General features: G+C 43.3%; 23 protein-coding genes. 15 read left to right on the top strand and 8 right to left on the bottom strand.

Annotated features, from left to right (window positions below; all coding sequences use genetic code 11):
* Positions 1–15 precede the first annotated feature (15 nt).
* From NQU59_RS02560 to NQU59_RS02540, 5 genes are all read right to left on the bottom strand, one after another.
* On the bottom strand, positions 16–615 hold the full coding sequence (locus NQU59_RS02560) for a hypothetical protein (RefSeq protein WP_257064860.1): 600 nt from the start codon (positions 613–615) through the stop codon (positions 16–18).
* Between the two features lie 169 nt (positions 616–784).
* The gene (locus tag NQU59_RS02555; RefSeq protein WP_005240415.1) at positions 785–1,330 is read right to left on the bottom strand and encodes a glutathione peroxidase; all 546 of its coding nucleotides are present in this window, start codon (positions 1,328–1,330) and stop codon (positions 785–787) included.
* A gap of 118 nt (positions 1,331–1,448) precedes the next feature.
* On the bottom strand, positions 1,449–2,222 hold the full coding sequence (locus NQU59_RS02550; protein ID WP_257064854.1) for an AraC family transcriptional regulator: 774 nt from the start codon (positions 2,220–2,222) through the stop codon (positions 1,449–1,451).
* A 14-nt stretch (positions 2,223–2,236) separates the two neighbouring features.
* Positions 2,237–3,451, bottom strand: a complete 1,215-nt coding sequence (locus tag NQU59_RS02545) for an MFS transporter (RefSeq protein WP_005240411.1) — start codon at positions 3,449–3,451, stop codon at positions 2,237–2,239.
* A gap of 266 nt (positions 3,452–3,717) precedes the next feature.
* Entirely contained in the window at positions 3,718–4,950 is a 1,233-nt protein-coding gene (locus NQU59_RS02540) for an MFS transporter (RefSeq protein ID WP_096911039.1), read from the bottom strand.
* Between the two features lie 136 nt (positions 4,951–5,086).
* On the opposite strand from NQU59_RS02540, the gene NQU59_RS02535 reads away from it, so the two are divergent.
* The 12 genes from NQU59_RS02535 (at position 5,087) to NQU59_RS02480 (ending at position 17,165) form a co-directional block, all read left to right on the top strand.
* Positions 5,087–5,740: a TetR/AcrR family transcriptional regulator gene (locus tag NQU59_RS02535; RefSeq protein ID WP_373462965.1), complete on the top strand. Its 654-nt coding sequence runs from the start codon at positions 5,087–5,089 to the stop codon at positions 5,738–5,740.
* 105 nt (positions 5,741–5,845) lie between these two features.
* Positions 5,846–6,760 (top strand): DMT family transporter, encoded by a 915-nt coding sequence (locus NQU59_RS02530; RefSeq protein ID WP_257066116.1) that lies wholly within the window; start codon positions 5,846–5,848, stop codon positions 6,758–6,760.
* Between the two features lie 353 nt (positions 6,761–7,113).
* On the top strand, positions 7,114–8,292 hold the full coding sequence (locus NQU59_RS02525; RefSeq protein WP_257064853.1) for a BMP family ABC transporter substrate-binding protein: 1,179 nt from the start codon (positions 7,114–7,116) through the stop codon (positions 8,290–8,292).
* 42 nt (positions 8,293–8,334) lie between these two features.
* Complete coding sequence (locus NQU59_RS02520; protein WP_005240401.1) at positions 8,335–8,991, top strand: Rieske 2Fe-2S domain-containing protein; 657 nt, start codon at positions 8,335–8,337, stop codon at positions 8,989–8,991.
* Entirely contained in the window at positions 8,984–9,898 is a 915-nt protein-coding gene (locus NQU59_RS02515) for a hypothetical protein (RefSeq protein WP_005240399.1), read from the top strand. The genes NQU59_RS02520 and NQU59_RS02515 overlap by 8 nt, the downstream gene beginning before the upstream one ends.
* A complete protein-coding gene (locus tag NQU59_RS02510; protein ID WP_257064850.1) occupies positions 9,895–10,512 on the top strand; it encodes a glutathione S-transferase family protein in 618 nt (205 codons plus the stop codon). The genes NQU59_RS02515 and NQU59_RS02510 overlap by 4 nt, the downstream gene beginning before the upstream one ends.
* 118 nt (positions 10,513–10,630) lie before the next feature.
* Positions 10,631–11,572, top strand: coding sequence for a LysR substrate-binding domain-containing protein (locus NQU59_RS02505; protein ID WP_005240395.1), 942 nt, complete (start codon positions 10,631–10,633; stop codon positions 11,570–11,572).
* A 312-nt stretch (positions 11,573–11,884) separates the two neighbouring features.
* A complete protein-coding gene (locus NQU59_RS02500) occupies positions 11,885–12,793 on the top strand; it encodes a hypothetical protein (RefSeq protein WP_005240392.1) in 909 nt (302 codons plus the stop codon).
* 97 nt (positions 12,794–12,890) lie between these two features.
* Positions 12,891–13,397 carry a nucleoside deaminase gene (locus NQU59_RS02495; RefSeq protein WP_257064847.1) on the top strand — a complete coding sequence of 169 codons (507 nt, stop codon included), beginning with the start codon at positions 12,891–12,893 and terminating at the stop codon, positions 13,395–13,397.
* A 98-nt stretch (positions 13,398–13,495) separates the two neighbouring features.
* Positions 13,496–15,103 carry an ABC transporter ATP-binding protein gene (locus NQU59_RS02490; RefSeq protein WP_373462963.1) on the top strand — a complete coding sequence of 536 codons (1,608 nt, stop codon included), beginning with the start codon at positions 13,496–13,498 and terminating at the stop codon, positions 15,101–15,103.
* Positions 15,104–15,131: 28 nt separating this feature from the next.
* Positions 15,132–16,238 carry an ABC transporter permease gene (locus NQU59_RS02485; protein ID WP_257064846.1) on the top strand — a complete coding sequence of 369 codons (1,107 nt, stop codon included), beginning with the start codon at positions 15,132–15,134 and terminating at the stop codon, positions 16,236–16,238.
* 9 nt (positions 16,239–16,247) lie between these two features.
* Positions 16,248–17,165, top strand: coding sequence for an ABC transporter permease (locus NQU59_RS02480; protein WP_257064844.1), 918 nt, complete (start codon positions 16,248–16,250; stop codon positions 17,163–17,165).
* A gap of 416 nt (positions 17,166–17,581) precedes the next feature.
* Here the strand turns inward: NQU59_RS02480 and NQU59_RS02475 are convergent, their stop codons facing one another.
* From NQU59_RS02475 to NQU59_RS02465, 3 genes are read right to left on the bottom strand one after another with little or no spacing between them, the layout of a single operon-like run.
* On the bottom strand, positions 17,582–18,151 hold the full coding sequence (locus NQU59_RS02475; protein ID WP_257064843.1) for a Sua5/YciO/YrdC/YwlC family protein: 570 nt from the start codon (positions 18,149–18,151) through the stop codon (positions 17,582–17,584).
* Positions 18,152–18,186: 35 nt separating this feature from the next.
* Complete coding sequence (gene dprA, locus NQU59_RS02470; protein WP_005240378.1) at positions 18,187–19,314, bottom strand: DNA-processing protein DprA; 1,128 nt, start codon at positions 19,312–19,314, stop codon at positions 18,187–18,189.
* A gap of 10 nt (positions 19,315–19,324) precedes the next feature.
* A complete protein-coding gene (locus NQU59_RS02465; RefSeq protein ID WP_005240377.1) occupies positions 19,325–20,476 on the bottom strand; it encodes a LysM peptidoglycan-binding domain-containing protein in 1,152 nt (383 codons plus the stop codon).
* A gap of 122 nt (positions 20,477–20,598) precedes the next feature.
* On the opposite strand from NQU59_RS02465, the gene def reads away from it, so the two are divergent.
* The 3 genes from def to NQU59_RS02450 all read left to right on the top strand — a co-directional run bounded on the left by def (position 20,599) and on the right by NQU59_RS02450 (position 23,771).
* On the top strand, positions 20,599–21,129 hold the full coding sequence (gene def, locus NQU59_RS02460; protein ID WP_004656477.1) for a peptide deformylase: 531 nt from the start codon (positions 20,599–20,601) through the stop codon (positions 21,127–21,129).
* A gap of 11 nt (positions 21,130–21,140) precedes the next feature.
* Entirely contained in the window at positions 21,141–21,578 is a 438-nt protein-coding gene (locus NQU59_RS02455; protein ID WP_257064842.1) for a DUF2946 family protein, read from the top strand.
* 72 nt (positions 21,579–21,650) lie between these two features.
* Positions 21,651–23,771 carry a TonB-dependent copper receptor gene (locus NQU59_RS02450; RefSeq protein WP_257064841.1) on the top strand — a complete coding sequence of 707 codons (2,121 nt, stop codon included), beginning with the start codon at positions 21,651–21,653 and terminating at the stop codon, positions 23,769–23,771.
* The last annotated feature ends 57 nt before the right edge of the window (positions 23,772–23,828 follow it).

The following is a 23,828-nucleotide window of genomic DNA, read 5'->3' as shown; positions in this document are numbered from 1 at the left end:
TAAAAGAATTAATCTCTAGGCATTCGAATCGGCTTTATGATTGCCCAATACCAAAGTGGCCAGTTTCACCATGTCCATTTGAATGGTATTGAACTGTTTCTCGATCTTGGCAAAATCAATTTTGGAGAGGTCGGTTTGACCATGCAAGAGAGGCATATTTAACAGCTGCTGATTGGCAGCCAATAGGCTTTGGCGGATCTGATCGACTTCATCACTTCTGAGATTCAATGACAATAAGGCGTCGTGCAAGTTATGCAGTTGCTGATTTAACTCACCTGTGGTGCTTTGTAACTTCTGTGCATTCTTATCCTGGATCGCCTGCTCTAGATTGCTTTGCGATTGTTTCAGCAGCGTGACATAGTCATCGGTTTCGATCTGCAGCTTGGCAATATCACGGGCAATATTGAGCATATTGCCACGGCTTAAATTCTGGCTTTGCTGCGCAGTTGAGCTGTGACCTTGTTGATCTTCTGGTGTGCTGATGGATTGCTCCAGCTCAGTGGATTGTTCAGCCTGTTGATTGTCCTGTGGTGTTTGGTCACAACCGACCAAGGCAAGCACTGCGGCAAGTGTAGATGTTGTGAGAATGGCTTTGATAGATCGTTTTTCCATCATGGCTGAACACACCAGATTATAAGAGGGAAGTCACTATAGTGAGAAAGTGTGGAGAAAAAAGTGATTTTTGCAATTCTGCAACAGTTTGATGGCAGACGATCATATGGAGAGAGGGAATTCAAATAGAAAAAGAGCAGATCAACTGCTCTTTTTTATATGTTTTTAAAGTTTATTTGGCCAATTCAGCTTCAATGGCACTGACAATACGCTCGTCATCTGCAGTGATGTCTGGTGCAAAACGAGCGACAATTTCACCCTGTTTATTCACGAGAAATTTTTCAAAATTCCATAACACCTCTGGCGGATTATTTGGGGTTAAACCATAATCCACGAGATCTTTCCACCATGGCCCTTCGCCAATACGTTCAGGAATGGCTTGAGTAAGGGTTTGATATAATGCATGTTTGTCATCACCTGCAACCGAGATTTTGGCAAATAGCGGAAAGTGCACGTCATAATTCAAAGAACAGAATTGTTGAATTTCATCATTCGTACCTGGTTCTTGTTCCAAGAAGTTATTGGCAGGGAAACCCAGAATTTCCAAGCCTTGTTCTTTCTTGGCCTGATAGAGTTTTTCTAAACCTTCATACTGTGGGGTTAAACCGCATTTTGATGCGACGTTAACGATAAGCAGAACTTTGCCTTGATATTGAGCAAGATCAACCTCTTGACCTTTGATGTCCTTAACAGGAATGTGATAAACCGACTGGCTCATGGAATGCGTCCTAATTTGTTGTTGTGACAAGACCTGTTTGTTTTAACTGCTATTGCTTCAGAGTGCAATCCTCTTGATATGAATCCATACAAATAATAAGTAAAACCAAAGATTTGTTTTAGACTGCTGAATTTTTGAGTTGAATTGGCGTCTGCCCGGTATAGCGTTTGAAGAATTCAATAAAGCTGGAGCTATGATGATAGCCCAGCGTAAAAGCCAGTTGCTTGATGGTCATGCCTTGCCGAATCTGATTGATGGCAAAAATGATTTTGGCGCGATTACGCCATTCAGATAATGAAAGTTGTAATTCCTGCTGACTAAGGCGTAATACATGTCGTTCGCTGACTGGAAACTGTTGTAAGAGCTGTTGCAGGCTTTGATTAAATTGATCTGGATCTGCCAGTCTTTCCAGAATAGGAGCCAAGATCGGGTGGCTACTTTGTGGGAGGTAATGAGAATAAGCGGGTGCTTGTTTCAGTTGATCCAACAGAACTTGAAGCAGATGTTCACGATATTCAGGCGCAGCAGCCTGCTTTTGCTGCTCAAGGATCTGCAGTACCAAGGCCCGCAAAAATGGTTCGATACTATAACAACGGCATTCAGCACCCAAAAAATCGCCAAACTTCGGATGTAGACGAATACAGATATAATGAATTTCATGCTCAACCGGCAGTGATTGATGTTCGGTTCGTGGGGGTAACCATAATCCATAACTGGGGGGTGATAGGTAATATTTACCTTCAATATCAAACTCTAAAGTCCCATTCAGACTGAAATTGAAATCGCCCCAAAGTGAAGAATGAGGTGTGACAATATCATCCTTTTGATACAGAAATTCATGGACTTCTATACCGTGCAAGAATGGAAATTGTTCAGCAACATCATGCTTCATTTGAGGATCTCATGCTAATTTTCGAAAGTCACTTTGGGGTTATTCAAGCCTTTGGCCAAAGTGAAGATACTGATCAATGCCAAGGCAACAAAACTAATTACACCATAAATTAAGATATTTTCATTGAAATGATCAACCACATAGCCGCCGAGTAATGAACCCGTGGCAATCATCACTTGGAACATCCCTACAAATAGCGGCATACCTTTTTCAACAGCGTGAGGGGCATGCACGAACATCCAGATATTGGCTGAAGTCGGGAAGGCACCAAATGCAAACCCCCATAAAGCAGTCAATACAATTGCCCCAAACTGGTGAGTCGCGAAAATCGGGAAGCCGAAAAATACGATTACAAAACAGATCCCGACAAAGGCGAGCGTATAGCGCACATTTAAATTGCCGCTATAGCCAGCAAATGCATTACCAAAAATACCTGCAATACCGTAGAGCAACAACAATGAACTGATGGTGGTACCATCAAAGCCTGCAATATTTTTAAAGAAAGGCGCTAAATAACTATAGGCACAGAAGTGAGCTAGACCAATTAACAGGACAATCAACATACCACTACGCGCCTTTGGTGTACGGAGTAGGGCGGGCAGATCATGTAAATGAATGGCAGATTCAGGTTTTAGTGCAGGTAAGAAAATCAGTTGCAGTACTAACACCACTAAGCCGATGGCAGCGGTAATTCCAAAGGCGCTGCGCCAACCATAGAATTCACTGAGCCAAGTCCCGATTGGAACACCGAGTACAGTGGCAAAAGTAACACCAGCCATGACAATCGCAGTAGCTTTGGCAATTGGCAAATGTGCGGGTGCAAGTTTGCCACTTAACGCGATGGCGGTGGCCCAGAAGCCGCCAATTGAAATCCCCAGTACCAAGCGGCTAAGCAATAACACATTGAAGCTATCTGCAAAAGCAGTAATGGTATTGGCGATCACCATAATTGCGGTCAGCAAGATCAATACATAGCGTCGATCAAGCTGTTTCACGGAAATGGGCAAGAGCGGCGCTGCAATTGCAGCCATAACACCAGGTAAGGTAATGATTAATCCCGCTGTGCCTACTGAAATATTCAAGTCGGTCGCGACACTATTGAGGACGCCCACAGGTAAGAATTCACTGGTGACCAGTGCAAAGGCAGCAACAGCTACCGCTAAAATTGCATACCAGCTTCCTTGTGTAGTTTCAGTGGGTCGGGTGTCTGAAGAGGTGGATTGTTCCATGTGAATATCCTTATTTGTCAGTAGCATGACAAAAGGGTGAAGAATTGATTAATTTTTTATAACGATCGCTATAAAATAAAATAGTGCATAAATAGAAGGTCGTCAAATGTTTTTATAGTGATCATTATAAAAATATCTGTAAGGCTTATTATAAATTTGCATGGTCGGGGAAATGGATGCTGGAACAGAAAGCAATCAATACGGTCGCCTTAACTTATCGTACTATAGCGGCGACCATTCATCATTGACCACAGACAGGTTCTATCTCAGCCTGTGTTATTGTTTTGATAATGGTTTTTAGGATTGTTTAAGCCGCGTGCCAGCGTAAAGATCAATACCAGAGAACAGAGGACCAAGGGCAGCATGGCAAAAAATAAGATCGTACCATTAAAATAATCAACGATAATGCCGCCAAACATACTGCCTAGCGCAATCAGGATTAAAAAGGTCAATGTTACCATAGGCATGCCTTTTTCAACGGCTTCGGGTGCATGGGTAAACATCCAGATGTTGACTGCAGTTGGAATAATGCCATAAGCGAAGCCCCACACGGCAGTCAATATGATTGCAGAGATGATATGGGTGCCAAACAGCGGCAGGCTGAGAAAGGCAAACAAGAAGGCAATACCACTCACTGCGAAGGTATAACGAATATTGATCTGTCCGAGGTAGCCCGCAAAAATATTGCCAAAAATCCCTGCGATCCCATAGACCAGCAGTAAACGGCTAATCAAGCCCTCAGAGAAATCCAGTTCATGCTTAAAAAAGGCAGAAAAATAACTATAAGCTGCAAAATGTGCGAAACCCATAAAAAGAAAGATAATCAGTCCTTTACGTGCAGCCTGATGTTGTAGCAGGATCGGAAGCTCTTTCCAGCGTAGGGAAGATGCGGGTTTCAATTGAGGCAGGTATAGATACTGGAATATAAACAGGAGTATCCCCATCAATGAAATCGCCGTGAAAGAGGTTTGCCAGCCATTATATTGAGCCAGCCAGGTGCCCATGGGAACACCCAATACACTGGCTAAAGTGACTCCGAACGCGACCCATGCGGTAGCTTTGGCAATGGGTAAATGAGGGGGTGCAAGACGGCCGCTTAAAGCAACCGCAGTGGCCCAGAAGCCTCCAACAGCAACGCCCAAAATAATGCGCCCGACTAAAAGCAGGAGAAAGTTAGGCGCAAATGCAGTAAGAAGATTGGCAACAATCATGAACAGAGTGAGCAGCAAGAGCAAATTACGTCGATCGAGTGTCTTCGCTGAAATTGGAATCAGCACAGCAGCGAACATACCCACAATTGCAGTTAACGAAACCGTGAGACCCGCTGTTCCCACTGAGATCTGGAAATCCCGTGCGATGTCGTTGAGTACGCCAATGGCAAGAAATTCACCCGTAACTAAAGCAAAGGCACTGAATGTCACTGAAAGCAGCGCGAGCCAGTTCCCTTGCGAAGGGTTTGACTCCAGTGAGCTGATCTCAGTTGCAGATGAGTTTTCCATAAAAATTCCGTTTATTGTTAGTCGGATAACAATAAAATTTAAAAATAATAAGTTTTATAATGATCGCTATAAAATAAAATAGTTGATTAATGTTGCTGCGTCAATTAGTTTGATAGTGATCGTTATGAAAATACCTGTGACTGTTATGACAAATGCACCTGATCCTCTGCCAACACCATGTGATGATAGCTTGAAAAAGAAGCGTGGTCGTCCGAAGTGTTTTGACGAGCAGCAGGCTTTGGAAAAAGCGATGTTGTTATTTTGGGAGCATGGTTATGAAGCTACGTCAATCAGTGATTTGACACAAGCGCTAGAGCTGACTGCACCGAGCTTATATAGTAGCTTTGGTGATAAAGCTGGATTGTTTTATAAGTGCATCGATTATTATTTGGCACATGAAGCTTGCCCGATAATTCCTATTTTTTTAGAAGCCAAAACCGCCAAAGTTGCATTTGAGCTTTATTTATATGACAACGTCAAACGTTTGGCTCAACCGAATAAACCAGCAGGTTGTATGTTGGTTGTTGCAACCATGAACTGCTCGGATAATGCCCAGGCAGTACAACATAATATTCTGGAAAAACGTTTGCAAACCAAGCAGAAACTGTTTGAACGTTTAGAGCAGGGCGTTGCCAATGGGGACTTGGCAGCAACAGCTCCTTTACAGGAAATGACAGACTTTTATGCAACGGTTGTGCAGGGGCTAACTATTCAGGCACGCGATGGTGCGACGGTTGAACAATTGCATCGGGTGGTTGAACACGCCATGCGTGCTTGGGAGCTATTCTAAGCATAACAGATGTCGTGAGCGCGATATAAATGTCTGAAATTCAATATTTCAATTATTTTGGACATCTTTCACAATATAGCATTGCTGAGATATTGTGAGAAAATGATGGGTCAGTTGAGTAAATACCAAAAATGGGCCTTTGTCTTGCCCTTGATTGCCGTCTTGATTTGGTCGCTGAATATTGCGGTGACTCGTTATGTGGCTGATTATATTTCACCCGTCAGTATTAGTTTTTATCGTTGGTTTGTGGCTTTTCTGATTTTAACACCATTCATGTTGCCCAAGGTATGGAAACAACGTGCTTTAATCAAACCGTATATTCCTAAGTTGGCGGTACTCAGTGCCTTTGGAATGGTATTATATCAAGGCCTATCTTACACTGCAGCACACTATACTACTGCAACCAACATGGGCATTGTGAATGCTTTTGTCCCGATCTTTACCATCTTTATCTCTTATTTTATTTTAAAAGATGCGCCGAATCGCTTTGCGCTCTTTGGCAGCCTATTGTCTTTTGCTGGTTTACTTTATGTGATGAGTCAAGGGCATCTTTCCAGTCTATTTGCACAAGGTGGGCATTGGGGGGATGGCGTGATGGTACTCGCAGTAGGTTTCTATGCCTTTTATGGTGTTTTCCTGAAAAAGTGGCAGCTGCAATTGCCATTGCTGACCAGTCTCTATGTACAAATTGCTTTTGCCTTGTTGTATCACATCCCATTCTTGCTCTGGTTTGGCCTAGATGGTATTAATGCTGAAAATGCAGCAAGTGTTTTCTATGCAGGCATGTTCCCTTCACTGATTGCACCGTTGTTATGGATGCTAGCTGTACAGGCAATTGGCCCAAACCGCACCAGCATTTTTATGAATTTAATGCCAGTATTCACGGCCATTATTGCGAGCTTGTGGCTTTCGGAACACTGGACGATTTACCATACCATTGGTGGCGTGATGATTTTGGTGGGTATTGTCATGGCGCAGAAGAAAACTCCTGCAAAGGCTAGGCAGTTACTTCGGAATTAGAAATACGATTTTGATGCAGGTGTGGGTCTACCAAATGTTCCACACTTGTGCAAAATAATTGTCATGATAAAGAAATTACTTTTTGGTGCGATTATTGCACCGTAAGAGAAAGTAGCAGTTGCTAAAAAAATTATTTTAAAAATTTGATTATTATAAATTTTATTTTTAATTTAAAGAATGGTCTATTCTACTTTTTGTATAACCTTTATTTAAAAATGATCAATTAAAAATATTAAACGGAACGTTGGCGCAAACGTTGCATTTTACCTCTATATATTCTGGAAAATAGATCATTGCGATTCGAGCAATTTTATTTTCTGGCGTTTATACCATAACAAAGTTGGGGTAATGCGATGTCTATTGAAATGAACACAAATCCAAATACGTTACGCGATCAAAGCCCGCAGGGATTATTTTCAAAATTATTCTCAAAATTTAAAAAGACGGCATTTCGTGCGGCCAGTAGTGGTTTACTCACCGTAGGGGCTGTTTCAACAACAGCAACAATGCTGACTACAGCTTATGCGGCTGATCCACTCAAAGCAGCCTTTGTTTATATTGGTCCGCCAGGTGATCATGGCTGGACATATGCACATGATCAATCGCGCATTCGCACTGAAAAAGATCTGAAAGGAGCAGTAAAAACCACCTTTGTTGCCAACGTGCCTGAAACGGGAGATGCAGAGCGAGTATTTCGTAATCTGGCGCAGCAAGGCAATAAAGTGATCTTCGGAACTTCATTTGGCTATATGAATGCGATGGAAAAAGTTTCACGTACTTATCCGAATACCGTATTTATGCATGCGACGGGCTATAAGTCTGGCAAGAATATGGGCAACTATAATATTCGTACCTATCAAGGGGCTTATTTACTGGGTGTATTGGCAGGAAGCAAAAGTAAGACCAATAAAATTGGATTTGTCGGTTCTTACCCCATTCCAGAAGTAGTGCGTAATATCAATGCTTTTACCATTGGCGCGCGTAGTGTTAATCCAAAAATCACGACACAGGTGGTTTGGGTGAGTTCATGGTTTGATCCGGGTAAAGAACGTGATGCTGCATTGGCTTTGATTTCACAAGGTTGTGATGTGTTATTACAAAATACTGATTCGCCAGCAGTTGTTCAGGCAGCCAAACAAAAAGGTGTTTGGGGCTTAGGTTGGAACTCAGATATGGGTAAATTTGGTGGCGATGCGCAATTGGGTGCTGCGGTACTACATTGGGATCCGATTTACGACAAAGTGCTGAAAGATGTTGCTGCGAAAAAATGGAGCAACGCACCGATCTACTCTGGTGTAAAAGAAGGCACGATCAATGTTGAAAATATTGGCACAGCGGTCTCTGCGGATGCCAAAAAGATGGTATTAGCTCGTCGTGATGCGATTAAAGCAGGCAAATTGAATCCATTTGCTGGCCCTCTATATACACAGGCCGGTAAAGAATTTGTTAAGGCGGGCAGTGCTTATACCGAAGCGCAACTCGACAAAATGAACTTCTATGTACAAGGCGTGCAAGGTGTATTGCCAAAATAAAAATTGGGCAAAGTGGTTTAAGTTATATTGAGGAAAATGGGCATGATTACAGGTCAATGGATTCCGTTAGTCCCTTCTATACTGATCGAAACAGGTGAGGTAGAGCAGGTTCTGGTGAGGGGGAAAGATGTTGCTGTCTGGCGTTCCATGCAGGGTCATGTTCAAATCTGGGAAAACCGTTGTCCACATCGTAGTGTGCGTTTAAGTTTGGGGCAGGTACAGGGTGAAAGTCTGGTCTGTGCCTATCACGGTTGGCAGTTTGCCGCAGAAGATGGGCATTGTCAGCGTATTCCTGCTCAGCCTGAACAGCGCGCACCGAAAAGTGTATGTGCAAGATCTTATGCAGTCATGGAAAATTCAGGCCTGATCTGGTATGGCGAAGATGCTTTACCTGACATTGATCCTTTATTTGAGGAAATACAATTAGTCTATGCAGGGTCTGTCACTATCTCGGTCACACTCCCTCAAGTACAAGATTATTTATTGGAAGCGGGTTTGACTGAATGCGCTATGCATAATGGATTGAGTTGGCGAGATGATGCAGCAGATCGTAGATTGCGTATTTATCTCACGCCGACACAGACCAATGTTGTAACGGTACATGCCATGCTATTACAAAGCGCAAAGCCTACTCAATGTTATCCTTTATTAAGACAGATGCGAGAAAATCTGGAGTCGGAGAAACTCAGCCATGCCTAATACACAGCAGTATTCGCAGATGATTTCATCTAGTTTGATGGGGGAATGGATTGTGGTTGCGTCAGAGCAGGAATTCGTTCGGTGCCAGCAGATAAAAACATGTCTGGATGGACAAATTTTAACGATCCATCGAGATATCATCAATGATGTCCATGTTTATCAGGTGAAGTTCGATTCACTCGATGTAGACATGTTGAATTTGGCTGTGCAAGTGGCTTTTGGGTTTGTATGGTTATGTGTCGGAACTGAAAAAAAACCATTATTTCAGCTTGATGAATATGAGGTTGTAGAGGCACGCCGTGTGCCGTGTGGTGCTTACGGGGTACGCACTTCACCACTACGTGGCATAGAAAATTTTCTGGATATGGCACATTTTCCGTATGTCCATACTGGTATTTTGGGAGCTGAACCAGAAACTGCAGTCAAACCCTATCACGTTGAATGGCGTGAAGATGTCGATGAAATCTGGGCAACGGAGTGTTTTTTTACGCAACCACTTGCCGCACCGAGTTCACCCCAGCCGCAGGAAACTGAATATATCTATCGCGTTGCTTCCCCCTTAAACGCGATTTTATATAAAGTGAATACTGCGGCTAAGGGGATTATTCCTGCTGATGTAGTGTGTCTTTTTATTCAACCCCTGAGTGAAACTCATATTCGGGCGCATTTGCTGATGATTTTGGATGATCAGACGAGCAGCATGACCGATATGGTTTTATTTCAGCAGAAAATTTTTACTCAGGACAAACCGATTCTGGAAAATCATGTGCCTTTAAAACTTCCTTTGGACAAACTGGAAATTCCGACGAAAGCTGATGCACTGGCGACCGCATATCGCAAATGGCTGATCACCAAGAATTGGAGCTATGGAGTACATAAAAGCATACAAACGGAGCAAGTGGTATGAACGTGAATCTATCAACATTGCCTCTAAATTTTGCCGATGATCCATTATCGACAGATTGCTATAGCGTACGTTTGTTACTTGAGTTTTTACAACTTCCTTACCAGTCTGTATATGCAGATGTTGAACAGTTCGATAATCAATTTGAATCGCCAGTTTTATTAGATTCTTCTTCAAACATATCTGGGCTGATGTTTATCTTTCAATATTTAATTGAATTAACAGGAACACAATCTCAATGGATACCAGTTTATTTGTCATCGCAAATACAGGAGTGGCATGATTTTAATGAGAAACTCAAACTGAGTTTGGGACAATTACGTCAGGCCAGTCTGGCAATGGATCAATTTTTGACAGATGAGAAAAGATTACTTCAGCAGGCAGCGCAGCAGTTCCGTGAGCTGGATGATCATTTATGTGAGCAAACCATTTGCGGACACCGTTATTTATTGGGTGGGCAACTGACGGCCGCGGACCTGATTGTATTTCCTCAAGTTGCATTGGCTTGGGATGCGGGTGTAAGTTTGCTGCCTTTTTTACACATTCGTCGTTGGATCAATCATATTCGCCATCAACCAAAATTTATTCCAATGGCTGGTTTATTGGCTATCAACTGAGATAAATCGTAAAAATCGTTTTTATTTTCATCATTAGGAATCGTTCTGCCTTATTGTAGCCCAGAGATGGTATAAATTTTGCCTATGGACTCGGGTGATCTTAGATAAGGACAGATTGGTGATTCATCCTACAAATAAATGGGAAGCATTAGATGCACATTTGCTGCAAGTTTTATATATGCTTTTAACAGAAAAAAGTGTCTCTAATGCAGCCAAACGACTAAATCAATCACAACCGGCCATTAGTACCGCTTTAAAAAAATTAAGGGAAATCACAGGTGATCAGCTTTTGGTGCGTAGCCGCAATGGCATGACCCCTACTGAACGTGGTTTATCCTTACTCGAGCCAGTGAGTCAGGTATTAAGCCAGCTTGAATTAATTGCCACCCAACAAGTTAATTTTGATCCGGCACAATCACGTCAGATATTTAATCTGGCAGCATCGGACTATTTAAACCCCATCGCGATTGGTGAAATTCTTCGCAGGATTCATGTAGAAGCACCCCATTGCACGGTCATCATGCATTCCATGGGACATAATGTAGATTATGCACACGCATTGGAAAGTGGTATGTACGATGCGGTGATTGGTAACTGGCCACAGCCTCCTGAATATTTAAGGCTTGCTCCATTGTTCGAGGATGAAGTGGTCTGTTTGCTGCGTAAGTCACATCCTCTGGCGCATAAGACCTTGTCGATGGATGATTATCTTAATGCTGATCATATTGCTCCAACACCTTATACCGTTGGGCAACGTGGAGTTATCGATTTACATTTATCCAAAGAACGCCTAAAACGTAATATTGTGGCATTTATTCCGTACTTTGGAATGATTCCTTATATGCTGCTACAACTTGACGCGATTTTTTCTGCGCCGCGCTCATTTTCTCGCCATTATAGTGCATTATTGCCTTTGACTATTTCCGATGCGCCAATCCAGTTTCCCAAAATTTCCTATTATCTACTTTGGCATGAACGTCAGCATCGTTCTCCTGAGTTTCGCTGGTTCAGAGAGTTGGTGATTTCGGTTCTGAGAAACGATAGTCATGTGGTCAATTAACCAATATCTAAGCTCATTGTCTCAATTACTTCTGCTTAAGCACAGGAAGATAACGCTCATTTTCCTGTGCTAAATTCTGTCTGTGATTTCATGACATCGGTTCAAAACAATCATCTTATTGTTTATATCTGTTTTAACATAAGCAACATTGCACATTTTTAATATGCCAATCTTTGGTAGGAAATTTGCCTTTATCACAGGGTCAGATCGTTTTGCATTGGGCAAACGTGATTTTTGAAAAGCCATCATTATGAGTCTTGAGATGAATATTGTGAGCTTTGATCTTGAGAACATGATAAGGGGAAATGTGCAATGAAGGTATTCCAACAAGAGAATGCATTAAAAACGCTAATGACTGCTATGGCTACTATTCTGGGGGGAATTGGAACCATGCAATCTGTACAGGCTTCCACATGGAGCGATACCTCTATTGGATGGCGTTACGGATCACAATTTGCAGAACCGTATAAAAATGATTCAGATGGCAGTCGTACCGATATCACCAAACAAATTTTTAATCTGACCCATGCCAGTGGTGATAAGTATGGTTCAAATTTCTTTAATGTCGATTTGCTTCAGTCAGATGATGAACCGAATAGCACTCAATCCAATGCTAAAGGAACTCAGGAAGCCTATGTGGTCATTCGTCGTTATCTGGATGTTGGCGCCATTACTAAAACAAATTTATCTGTACCAGGTTACATTCGTGGTGCAGGTTTAACATTGGGGCTGGACTGGAACACTAAAAATGATAGTTATGGTTCAAAAAAACGTATGTGGGTCGTAGGGCCAACTATTCAATTTGATGTGCCTGGTTTTCTAGATTTTAGCGTATTGGCATTATTTGAAAGTAATGATCCTTCATCAGATACCCCGCGATTTGGGTATTCTTCGGGGCGTTACACCTATGACACTCATGCTGCTGCACAGTTTACATGGGGCATTCCAATTGGAAAAACACCGCTATCTTTTGAAGGATATGCACTTTGGATTGATTCAAAAGGAAAAAATGAGTCTGGTGGTGATACAAAAGCTGAAACCCATATTGATGTAAGTGTGATGTATGACTTGGGCCCAGTTATTGGGTTAAAAGGCAGCAAGTTACGCGCAGGCGCAGGCTATGAGTATTGGAAAAATAAATTTGGCAGTGACAGCGATGGCTTTGCAGGAAAAGGTGCCACGGCCAGCACACCAATGGTTCGGGTTGACTATCATTTTTAAAAATATCGGCAATGATGCAGATAGAGCCTAAATAGAAAATTTTTACTTAAGCTCCGTCTTTACGATCAATCGTTATTGAATTAAAAGAGACATCAAAATGACATTAAATGATCAGGCAACAGCGCAAGATCTATTTTTTCTAAGAAAAACGTTTGAATTGGCAGAACAAACTAAATTGCAAGGCTTGCATCCCTTTGCTGCAATTGTGGTGAATGCACTAGGCGAGGTTGTCACTCAGGCAGGCAATAATTCATTACCTCCGACGGGTGATCCCACCCGTCATGCTGAAACTGTTGCAGCAGGGCAGGCCGCACGACTTTTGTCATTGGAACAGTTGCGTAACTGTACTTTATATACCAATGCTGAACCCTGTGCGATGTGTTCTGGTGCGATTTATTGGACCGGCATTGGTCGGGTCGTCTATGGCATGAGTGAAACACAACTCCTCGCAATTACAGGGAATCACCCAGAAAACCCGACATTATCTTTACCTTGTCGTCAGGTATTTGCTAGTGGACAACGCGAAATCAGGGTCATTGGGCCGTGTTTGAGTGAAGAAGCAGCGCAAGCACATCAAGGGTTTTGGACTGAATTAAGTCACTAAACAGATTTTTTATTTAAATATGATCCACAAAATAAAGTGATTGCAGCATGGCATGCCCCTTGCTTCTCTCTAATCACATGAGCTAAAGAGATGACCTGATGGCTTTACCGACCGATAAAATCTCTGTTAATCCAGACTTGAATATGAGTACCAGCAGACCTGCACCTATCTTGCAGAAAAATCGTCTGGAGTTAATCAATATAACGAAACAGTATGGCAGTTTAGTGGCCAATGACCATATTCATTTACAGGTCGCACCCGGTGAAATTCATGCAGTATTGGGTGAAAACGGGGCAGGCAAAAGTACCCTGATGAAAATTATTTATGGGGCAGTCAAGGCTGATGAAGGAGAAATTGTCTGGAATGGTCGCTCTGTCACGATCGAAAGTCCTGCTGCGGCCCGACGTTTGGGAATCGGTATGGTGTATCAACATTTTTCTTTATTTGAAACGTTGACGGTAGTGGAAAATATTGCCTTGAGTCTGGATGAAAAATTTGATCTAAACGTATTATCCAAGCGCGTCATTGCAGTCTCTGAAAAGTATGGATTGCCCATTGATCCGAAAAGAACCGTTTATAGTTTATCGGTTGGAGAGCGACAACGTGTTGAAATTGTACGTTGTTTATTGCAAAACCCATCATTGTTAATTTTAGATGAACCTACTTCGGTACTCACGCCTCAAGCGGTATTAATCTTGTTTGAAACGTTACGCCGTTTAGCCAGTGAAGGGGTATCAATTTTATATATCAGTCATAAACTCCATGAGATACAGAGCTTATGTGATTGCGCTACTATTTTACGGGGTGGAACCGTGACAGGAACTGCTATTCCTAAACAGGAAAGTACCGCGAGTCTGGCTAAGATGATGATTGGGCGTGATCTTCCTGCTTATGAACATCCTGTTTATGTAGGCGAGAGTAAGCCTATATTTGAAGTGAAACAGCTCAATGTTCAGGCACTTGATATTTTTGGAACCTCGCTCGAACATATTCAGCTTAGTGTGAAAACAGGAGAGATTCTGGGGATTGCAGGTATTTCAGGAAATGGGCAAGCCGAACTGTTGACGGCCTTGTCTGGCGAAATAACGACTGCAAAAGGCTGCGTAATGTTAGAGGGACGGGCGATCGGCCATTTAAATGCGGGACAGCGCCGCGCACTGGGTTTTGGTTTTGTGCCTGAAGAACGTTTGGGACGAGGCGCTATTCCCGCGATGAGTCTAACTCAAAATGCTTTACTGACCGCATTTCGACAAGGTTTTGTGCGTTATGGATTGGTCAATTACGAAAAAGCGCGTCATTTTGCACAAGACTGTATGCAGAAATTTGCGGTAAAGGCCTCTGGAACGGCGGCTGTCGCGCGTTCTTTGTCGGGTGGAAACCTACAAAAATTCATCGTAGGTCGTGAAATCTTGCAACAGCCTAAAGTTATGCTGGTGGCCCAACCCACTTGGGGGGTCGATGTCGGTGCAGCCGCCTTTGTTCGTCAAACACTAATTGATCTGTCGCGTCAGGGTGTCGCCATTATTGTAATTTCTGAAGAATTGGAAGAATTATTTGAGATCAGTGATCGAATTGCTGTTTTGGCCGCAGGTCGCCTAAGTGAAGCTCAACCTGTGAATGAAACCAATGCTGAAACGATTGGTTTGATGATGTCCGGATTGCATCGGCAATCGCAAAGTCCAAGCGTTTTAGACGCATCCGCTTAGGTCTATATCATTTGAACTGGGGTTACATATGCATTTACTCGAACCGCGTGATCATCCATCGATTTTAATGAAGTGGCTCTCTCCCTTAATTGCTTTGGTGGCAACATTCTCTATTGGTGGCCTATTATTTATGATTTTAGGCAAAAATCCGCTTGAAGCATTTCAGGTGTTCTTTATTGAACCCTTATCCAGTTGGTATGGCTGGAGTGAGTTGATTATTAAAGCCAGCCCCTTAATTTTAATTGCATTAGGCCTATCTGTTGGATTTAAAGCCCGTATTTTTAATATCGGTGCTGAAGGCCAGCTTATTATGGGGGCAATTTTTGGCGGTGGTTTAGCCATTGCCTGTCAGGGAACCTCCGCATTCTGGGTCTTACCCTCTATGGTGATTGCGGGTGCAATTGGCGGAGCCTTATGGGGAGCTATTCCTGCATTACTAAAAACCCATTTTAATGCGCAAGAAACTCTGACCACATTAATGCTGAATTATATTGCGACATTTATTTTACTGTATTTGATTAACGGGCCGTGGAAAGATCCTGAAGGCATGAATTTTCCACAATCGGTTATGTTCGACGGTGGAACTTTATTTCCTATTTTATTTGAAGGCACACGAATCAATGCTGTGATTGGGGTGACCATTTTTGCAGTGTTGGCATTCTGGCTGTTTAGTAAACGCAGTTTTCTTGCATATCAGCTTGAAGTCGGTGGTCAAGCACCTGATGCTGCACGCTACGCGGGGTTTTCTGCAAAGCAGGCTATCTGGTTTAGTCTTATGATTTCAGGTTTTATGGCAGGTATTGCAGGCATTGGTGAGGTTGCAGGTCCGGTTGGACAACTCAATCCAAATATTTCCCCAGGTTATGGTTATGCCGCAATTATTGTGGCGTATGTGGGACGATTAAACCCGATCGGGATTGTTTTGTCAGGATTTTTGATGGCCTTGCTCTACATTGGTGGAGAAACCGCACAGCTAAATCTACAGCTTCCTGCGGCAATTACAGGATTATTTCAGGGAATGTTGTTGTTTTTCTTATTGGCTGCGGATGCTTTCATCGAAAATCGCTATCGGTTTGGCAGGTCTGAAACAATGAAAAAGCATACATCATCGATTGCATCCATTGAAACAGCTTAGGAGTTAGACATGATTGATTTAGTTCCAATTTTGGCGGGTACTCTAGCCGCAGGCACACCCCTGATTTTTGCAGGAATGGGTGAGTTGGTTGCAGAGCGAACAGGGGTGATTAATCTGGGTGTTGAAGGCATGATGTTGATTGGTGCCATTGCGGGTTTTGCTTTTTGTGCAAGCACAGGTCTAGGGCCTGCGTCAGGACTTTTGGCAGGGGCCATTGCAGGTGCGAGTGCTGCACTCATTTTTGCAATTTTGGCCCTTTCGCTCGCAGCTAATCAGGCTGCATGTGGGCTTGCATTAACCATTTTCGGTGTAGGGTTATCCGCTTTCGTGGGGCAACATTTTGTCAGTAACAGTTTGGAGGGGTTAAAGGCACTGGATATTCCCGTCCTGTCGGAGATCCCTTTTATTGGGCCGATTTTATTTCACCAAAATTATGTGGTGTATTTATCGATTTTATCTTTTTTTGTCATTTGGTGGATTTTGGCAAAAACCAAGCTGGGTTTATTGCTTAAAGCGGTGGGCGAGTCACCAGAGTCAGGACATGCCATGGGTTATCCAGTACTGTTGATTCGTTATGGTGCCGTGTTGTTCGGTGGAGCAATGGCTGGAATAGGTGGGGCATTTTTATCAACGGTATATACGCCATTATGGGTTGAAAATATGGTAGCAGGCCGTGGTTGGATTGCCATTGCACTAGTGGTATTTGCGGTCTGGAAACCTGCACGATTGATAGTCGGTGCTTATTTATTTGGTGGTGTCACCATTTTACAATTCCATGCGCAAGCGTTGGGTCTGGATCTGCCTGTCGAATTACTGGCTGCGTTGCCGTATGTGGCTACGATTTTAGTTCTGGTCCTGATTTCACGTGATAAAAAACTATTGCAAATGAACTTACCTGCATCATTGGGGAAATCCTTTATTCCTTAATATTTTTATGATGATCAATAGATGAATCAGCTTGGATCATCTATTTATTATCAGATTTTAAGCATCTAAAATTAAAATTAAATTTTTTTGCCGTGTCTTCTATATGATTTGCAAATATATTTTTAACAACTCTTGAATTTATGATCAAAAAAGTTGAATAAAAATATCAATATAATTTTATTGAAAATGTAGGAGTGACAAAAATTGTACGCTTTTCACACTTTTTGTTAGATAAATAATATATTTGTATAAATGTGATTATTCCCTCATAATAGCAAACATAGCAAGATGATTCATTGGATAATGAATACGTTGCTCACCAAATTGATGAACCCTCTGGATGTGCTTATACACATCCTTTTTATGCTCAGTTATCCCTATATAACTGAGCTTTTTTTTGTCCGCTATTCACCTAATTAAGCACGAATCACTTCACCGGTTAAAGCATTTAAAATGCGACTTGGTTGGCTACTCAACCCTAAATCTCCTTGAAGGTAATTTAAGTTGTTGCCAAAATAAACCTGTGCACTGTCTAAGCTCTGCGCAGGTGCAAGACCTGCCGGGTTGGCACTGGTCGAAACAATAAAGCCACCAAATTGCTGGCAGAGGTTTATGCAGAGAGGATGTGTGGTGACCCGAACTGCAACTAGCGGATGCTGTCCTTTAATCCACGTCGGAATAGACGCATTTGCAGGCAATAGCCATGTCGTCGCACGTTCAGTTGGCTGACGATCAGACCAGCTGGCGATCACTTGCTGGCGGATGTCTGTATTTAAGTCCTGCAATAAATGTTCTACTTGCTGTATATGTCCCGCCAATAAAATCACCCCTTTTTCAACGGGACGATGCTTCAGTTCCAAAATGTCCTGAAATGCCTGCTCATTGAAGGGATCACAGCCTAGGCCCCAGACCGCTTCGGTCGGATAAGCCAGAACCTGCCCTTGTTTTAATAGATGTGCTGCTTCAGCAATAGAGGAAGTAATCATAGGATAACTAAAACAAATGGGAGAATATGACTAGTTTAATGCATTGGGCGGCAACGTAAATAGCGGCCTGCTTGTTGCAGGCATAAACCGAGTAATTCCAGCTCCATCAATTGAGCGGTGAGTGCTGCAGTCGTGATTGGATGGCGCTGTGCCAGTTGATCTATATCTTGTCCGACCCAGTCTAGACTTTGATACAACGCAATCAAATGGGTTGGCAGGCTAGGTGGAGAGTTGATGGCTTCCACGGTTTGTTGTTGCGTTTGCCATTGCGTTGGCAAGGCTAAATCTTCAATGATTTGCTCGGGATGGTCGACCAGAATCGCACCTTCCCGAATCAGTTGATGACAACCTTGATGATGCTCACTGTAAATATGTCCAGGAATCGCAAAGACCATTTTGCCTTGATTGGCTGCTTCATTCGCTGTGATGAGAGAGCCGCTTTTCAGCGCAGCTTCGACCACCAATACCCCCAGACTCAAACCACTGACAATTCGATTACGTCTTGGGAAATGCTGTTGCAATGGCAGGGTGGAGGGTAAAAACTCAGTGATGACAGCACCTGATTGGGTAATTTGTTGTGCCAATTGCTTGTGCTGAGCAGGGTAAACGCTATCTAAACCAGTGCCCGTCACGGCAATGGTGCGTTGATGAGCTAAAGCTCCTTGATGCGCGGCTTGATCAATACCCTGCGCCAAACCACTGCTGATATAGAAGCCTTTTTCACTAAGATAATAGGCAAAATCATAAGCAACTTGTCGTCCATGAGGACTCGGTTTACGACTACCGACCATGGCAATTTGCGGTTGTAATAAGGCTTGTGCCTGACCTTGTCCAAATAAAATCGGGGGGCGGTCTGCATAAGGCTGTAATTGGGTCGGATAGCCCAGATCTTCAGGAGTCAGGATAAAATCACTATGTTTACACACCTGATCAAGCAACTGTTTAAATTGTTGTTGACCCTGAGGACTTTGAAATTCCGCCAAACGTTTTAAGTGATTGGCGTGTAAGCCCAGTTGTGACCATTCAGAGAAACGGTGTGGCTGTGTGGCTTGTTCACAATTACCAAAATGTTGTTGAAGCTTGGCAAAACTGGAGAGTGAATGTTGAACCAAATACCACACCAGCACAGTGTGATAGTGATGTGGTGATAGTTGATTCAACATCGGCAATTACTCAGTCATCGAGGCGGGGTGGCTTAATATTTGAGCCAATCTTGATTGGCAGTTCACTTTCAAGCACGTAGGCATAGCTGATCCGATCAAAGCTCTTAAAGACCATGATGCTTCCCAGATATTGACCTGGTAGTTTAACTTTTTCTTTGGTTTTTGGGTCTCTGATCATTTCACCATCTTGGTAGACACTGAGCACCTGACCGATTTCAACGCCGTCTGCGGTGCCACGATCAATCGTTACAACGCCATTTTTGGCCGCTGTACCAATTGAACCCATCACCCGAATGATTTTGCCGCCGTCTTTGATCTGCTGAGCATCAACGGGATAGAATAAAGTTGGTAACATGGCATCTTGTTCGGCCATTACCCGATCGCCACGTCGCACTTCGCCGTTATAACTTTCCGTGAGTTCAAGCGTGGTGATGTCATTTTCATTGCGAATGGTAACGCCTGAAGCGACTTGGGTCAGTTCAACACCAAGGACCTGCTTTTTACCATTTGGATCTAAGACCACATAAGGTTCACCTTCACGGAAGACCCCATAGCGTTGGCCATTTTCCAGACCTTTGCCTCGGACATAAACACTCTGACCTTTACCAGCGATGACACGGTTATCTGCTGTGCCCAGGATATAAGGAGTGTTGGCAATGGCATCCGCTGGCAGAACTGAAGTACGTTCCAGCCATTGTTGAATATCGGCCAGAGGAATCACTGGAACGCTGTTGTTCAATGCTTCGACACGCACTTGCGGGCGTAATGTTGAGGTATTCCCCGTATAACGACGGATAATTCCGTCACAACCGTCGCCTTCATCTTTACCAACTAAGGGTTTACCGTTCAAGCTGCACAGCAGCAAGCGATCGCCTGGATAAATCCAGTGCGGATTTTTGACATGTTTGTTGCTTGCCCAGATTTCTGGCCAGCGCCATGGCTTGCTTAAAAACTTCCCTGAGATATCCCAAAGTGTATCGCCTTTTTTCACCACATAAACGTGTGGGGCACCGACTTTAACTGAGGGTGGGCTGACATTTGGGCTGGCTGCATGGGCAAAATTTACTCCCATCCCCAGTCCTGCACAAATCGCAGCAGCAATCAGTTGTTTTTTTAACCCCAAGGCATGAAATGAGTGTATGCCGTTTAAAACCTTTTTCATTATCATAATTCCTAAAAATTATGTGTGTAGTTGCGCTATAATAACGACTTTACACACAATTTTTTGATCAAGCATTCCCTTCAGTTGGTTTTTTGATCAATGGCATAAGTGAGGACGACAGTATGGCCTTATTACCTATTCTAAGTTTTCCTGATCCCCGCCTTCGTACCATTGCCAAGCCAGTCGAAGAAGTCACTGATGATATTCGTCAGCTTGCAGCAGATATGTTTGAAACCATGTACGAGGCACCGGGTATCGGTTTAGCGGCAACTCAGGTTGATCATCATATTCAGCTTATTGTTATGGACATCTCTGAAGAGAAAAACCAACCGATGGTGTTCATTAACCCCAAAGTCATTCCACTGACCGAAGATACGCAGCCGTATGAAGAAGGCTGTCTCTCTGTGCCTCAAATATACGACAAAGTTGAGCGTCCGTCACGCGTAAAAATCGAGGCAATTAACCTTGAAGGTCAAGCATTTGAGTTAGAAGCTGACGAACTTCTCGCTGTTTGTATCCAACATGAAATGGATCACTTAAATGGCAAACTTTTTGTTGACTATTTATCACCGTTGAAGCGTCAGCGCGCACGTGAAAAAGTGGAAAAGGTGGTTCGCCAGCGCGAAAAAGAAAAAGTTAGCGTCAAGCGATAATTTTTTTAAAGATGTTGTCTCTGTTTCGTTGTGGCTTGCTGCTTGCCTTAACCGCGGTCTGTTTACAGATTGCGGTTTTCTTGCAGCCGTTACTTCCGAAGCAGTATCAAATCGCGCCAGTCTGTGAAACCATTACTCAGGCCTTACTCTTACCTAAATTACAAGCTTCGCAGAGCCATTCGGCCCATGCATCTCAGCATCATGTAGCTCAGCTTGAACACGCTCAAGTGTCGAGGCCGCAACACGATCATCACGATCCCAATCACCAATGTCAGTACTGTACGGTGTATGCCAATTTGGTATTGCCGCCTGAATTGGGGGTGAAAGAAGTTCTGGTCCGCATCCAAATCCGTCTAATTGCCTATCAACAAGCGTTTAAGCATATTTATTTTGCGCTACAACGTTTGTTTTTATTGCCTCAAGGGCGAGCACCACCACTCTTTGCATAATTAAGACTTTATTTTCGTTAGGGTTTTTATAGCCCTAGCCACGTTTTATTTATGTTTTAAGAGAGACCGATCATGGCTCAACCTAAATTTTTACTACAACCGCTTACGGTTGCGATCTTGGCTGCCTCAAATACAGTGATGGCTTGGGCAAATCCTGTTGAGCAAGCAGATACTCATCATGCGCACACCTCACTTGCACCGATTGTGATAACAGCACAACAACCGAATCAGAATAATGGTCTGGTGGTGCAAGCCGATCCAAAGCAACCGATTCAACCGATCCCTGCGACAGATGGGGCGGATTATCTACAAAGCATTATGGGGTTTAATTCGATACAAAGCGGTGGCACCAATGGGGATGTAACTTTCCGTGGTATGTTTGGTTCCCGCATCAAGATTTTGACTGATGGTAGCGAGAACCTCGGTGCATGTCCTGCTCGTATGGATGCACCAACCTCTTATATTTCCCCTGAAAGTTATGATCGAATCTCAGTGATTAAAGGGCCGCAAACTGTTCAATATGCCAATACCGGCTCAGCAGCGACGGTGATTTTTGAACGTGAACCTGAAAAGCTTACGCAAGAAAAACCATATCGTGGGCAGGCGAGTGTATTGTGGGGTTCGTTTGGACGTTTAGATCAGAATGTTGAAGCGGCACTTGGTGATGAGAAAAAATATATCCGCTTAAATGCCAATCGTTCTGAATCGAATAGTTATCAAGATGGTGATGGTAAAACCATTCCATCTTCATGGGAACGCTGGAATGCCGATGTCGCTTTAGGCTGGATGCCAGATGAGAATACCTGGCTGGAATTGACGGGTGGCAAGGCTGATGGCGAAGCGGAATATGCTGGTCGTGGTATGGACGGTGCCCAATTCGCCCGTGAAAGCTTAGGTTTACGGTTTGAAAAGAAAAATGTCACCGATGTGATCAAGAAAATTGAAGGTCAGGTGAACTACAGTTATAACGACCATATTATGGATAATTATAGCCTGCGTACACCGCCTTTGGTTGAAATGCAACATGGTGAACACAGCATGTTGATGCCAAACCCGATGTCCATGCAAGTGACGCGCCGTACTTTAAACTCAAGATTAGCCATGACTTCTGCATGGGATCAATGGAGCTTGATCAGTGGGGTTGATTCTCAGTTCAATAAACATGGCGGTAGTATGTCTTCACCGACGATGCCTTCCATGAATGTGCCATTTCGCCAAGATATGCGGTTTCAATCGTATGGGGCATTTGGTGAATTGACTTATCAATTGAACCCGCAAAATAAAATCGTGACAGGCGCACGTGTCGATCAGGTGAAGGTGGATGATGAGCGAGCTGACTCTAAAGCCAAAGGATTCAATACCCAGCTTGAAAAAACTCTACCAAGTGCATTTGTGCGTTTGGAAAATCAGAATGTTGAACATGGCTTAAATAGTTATGTTGGCGTGGGTTATGTCGAACGTATGCCTGATTATTGGGAGTTGTTCAGTCCTGAACATGGCAATGCAGGTTCGACAAATACTTTTAATGGTGTGCGTCCAGAGAAAACCTTGCAGTTAGATCTTGGTTTTACCCAGCAACAGGGCGCTTTTACGTCTTGGGTGTCGGCGTATGCAGGGTTGATTGATGATTATATTCTGATGAATTATCATGATCATAGCCATTTGCATGGTGGTGGACATGGCGGGCATGGCAGCAGTGAGATTACTGCAAGCGCCAAGAATGTGGATGCCACGATTGCAGGTGCCGAGGCTGGAATTGGCTATCAGTTTAATGATCATATCCAAGCGGATCTAAGTGCCATGTATGCGTGGGGTAAAAATACCACGGACAATACACCTTTACCACAAATTGCACCATTAGAAGGACGTTTGAACCTACGTTATGTCGCAGATAAATATACACTGGGCATGTTGTGGCGTGTGGTAGATCAGCAAAACCGTGTCAGTTTGCATCAAGGGAACATTGTGGGTTATGACCTCAAACCAAGTGCTGGTTTCTCAACGATTTCGTTAAATGGTAGTTATAGTCTGAGTAAAGATATCGACCTTTCAGTCGGTGTCGATAATGTGTTGGATAAAACTTATACAGAGCATCTCAATAAAGCCGGTAGTTCAGGCTTTGGTTTTGCCAGTGAAGAGCAGTTCAATAATACTGGACGCAATTATTGGATGCGTATGAGCATGAAGTTCTAAGCTGAGTTAGAATCAATCAGCCCAATCGAAGACGTTGGGCTGATTGAAACGAGGTTA

It is taken from the genome of Acinetobacter colistiniresistens (assembly GCF_024582815.1).
Lineage (GTDB): Bacteria > Pseudomonadota > Gammaproteobacteria > Pseudomonadales > Moraxellaceae > Acinetobacter.
The sequence above is the reverse complement of the archived record's forward strand: the minus strand, read 5'-3'. Positions and strand labels throughout refer to the sequence as shown.

Bases quoted from the DNA above. Each gene is read 5' to 3' on its own strand.
- NQU59_RS02560 (WP_257064860.1), bottom strand. From the start codon at position 615: ATGATGGAAAAACGATCTATCAAAGCCATTCTCACAACATCTACACTT.
- NQU59_RS02555 (WP_005240415.1), bottom strand. From the start codon at position 1,330: ATGAGCCAGTCGGTTTATCACATTCCTGTTAAGGACATCAAAGGTCAA.
- NQU59_RS02550 (WP_257064854.1), bottom strand. From the start codon at position 2,222: ATGAAGCATGATGTTGCTGAACAATTTCCATTCTTGCACGGTATAGAA.
- NQU59_RS02545 (WP_005240411.1), bottom strand. From the start codon at position 3,451: ATGGAACAATCCACCTCTTCAGACACCCGACCCACTGAAACTACACAA.
- NQU59_RS02540 (WP_096911039.1), bottom strand. From the start codon at position 4,950: ATGGAAAACTCATCTGCAACTGAGATCAGCTCACTGGAGTCAAACCCT.
- NQU59_RS02530 (WP_257066116.1), top strand. From the start codon at position 5,846: ATGGGTCAGTTGAGTAAATACCAAAAATGGGCCTTTGTCTTGCCCTTG.
- NQU59_RS02525 (WP_257064853.1), top strand. From the start codon at position 7,114: ATGTCTATTGAAATGAACACAAATCCAAATACGTTACGCGATCAAAGC.
- NQU59_RS02520 (WP_005240401.1), top strand. From the start codon at position 8,335: ATGATTACAGGTCAATGGATTCCGTTAGTCCCTTCTATACTGATCGAA.
- NQU59_RS02515 (WP_005240399.1), top strand. From the start codon at position 8,984: ATGCCTAATACACAGCAGTATTCGCAGATGATTTCATCTAGTTTGATG.
- NQU59_RS02510 (WP_257064850.1), top strand. From the start codon at position 9,895: ATGAACGTGAATCTATCAACATTGCCTCTAAATTTTGCCGATGATCCA.
- NQU59_RS02500 (WP_005240392.1), top strand. From the start codon at position 11,885: ATGAAGGTATTCCAACAAGAGAATGCATTAAAAACGCTAATGACTGCT.
- NQU59_RS02495 (WP_257064847.1), top strand. From the start codon at position 12,891: ATGACATTAAATGATCAGGCAACAGCGCAAGATCTATTTTTTCTAAGA.
- NQU59_RS02490 (WP_373462963.1), top strand. From the start codon at position 13,496: ATGGCTTTACCGACCGATAAAATCTCTGTTAATCCAGACTTGAATATG.
- NQU59_RS02485 (WP_257064846.1), top strand. From the start codon at position 15,132: ATGCATTTACTCGAACCGCGTGATCATCCATCGATTTTAATGAAGTGG.
- NQU59_RS02480 (WP_257064844.1), top strand. From the start codon at position 16,248: ATGATTGATTTAGTTCCAATTTTGGCGGGTACTCTAGCCGCAGGCACA.
- NQU59_RS02475 (WP_257064843.1), bottom strand. From the start codon at position 18,151: ATGATTACTTCCTCTATTGCTGAAGCAGCACATCTATTAAAACAAGGG.
- dprA (WP_005240378.1), bottom strand. From the start codon at position 19,314: ATGTTGAATCAACTATCACCACATCACTATCACACTGTGCTGGTGTGG.
- NQU59_RS02465 (WP_005240377.1), bottom strand. From the start codon at position 20,476: ATGAAAAAGGTTTTAAACGGCATACACTCATTTCATGCCTTGGGGTTA.
- def (WP_004656477.1), top strand. From the start codon at position 20,599: ATGGCCTTATTACCTATTCTAAGTTTTCCTGATCCCCGCCTTCGTACC.
- NQU59_RS02455 (WP_257064842.1), top strand. From the start codon at position 21,141: ATGTTGTCTCTGTTTCGTTGTGGCTTGCTGCTTGCCTTAACCGCGGTC.
- NQU59_RS02450 (WP_257064841.1), top strand. From the start codon at position 21,651: ATGGCTCAACCTAAATTTTTACTACAACCGCTTACGGTTGCGATCTTG.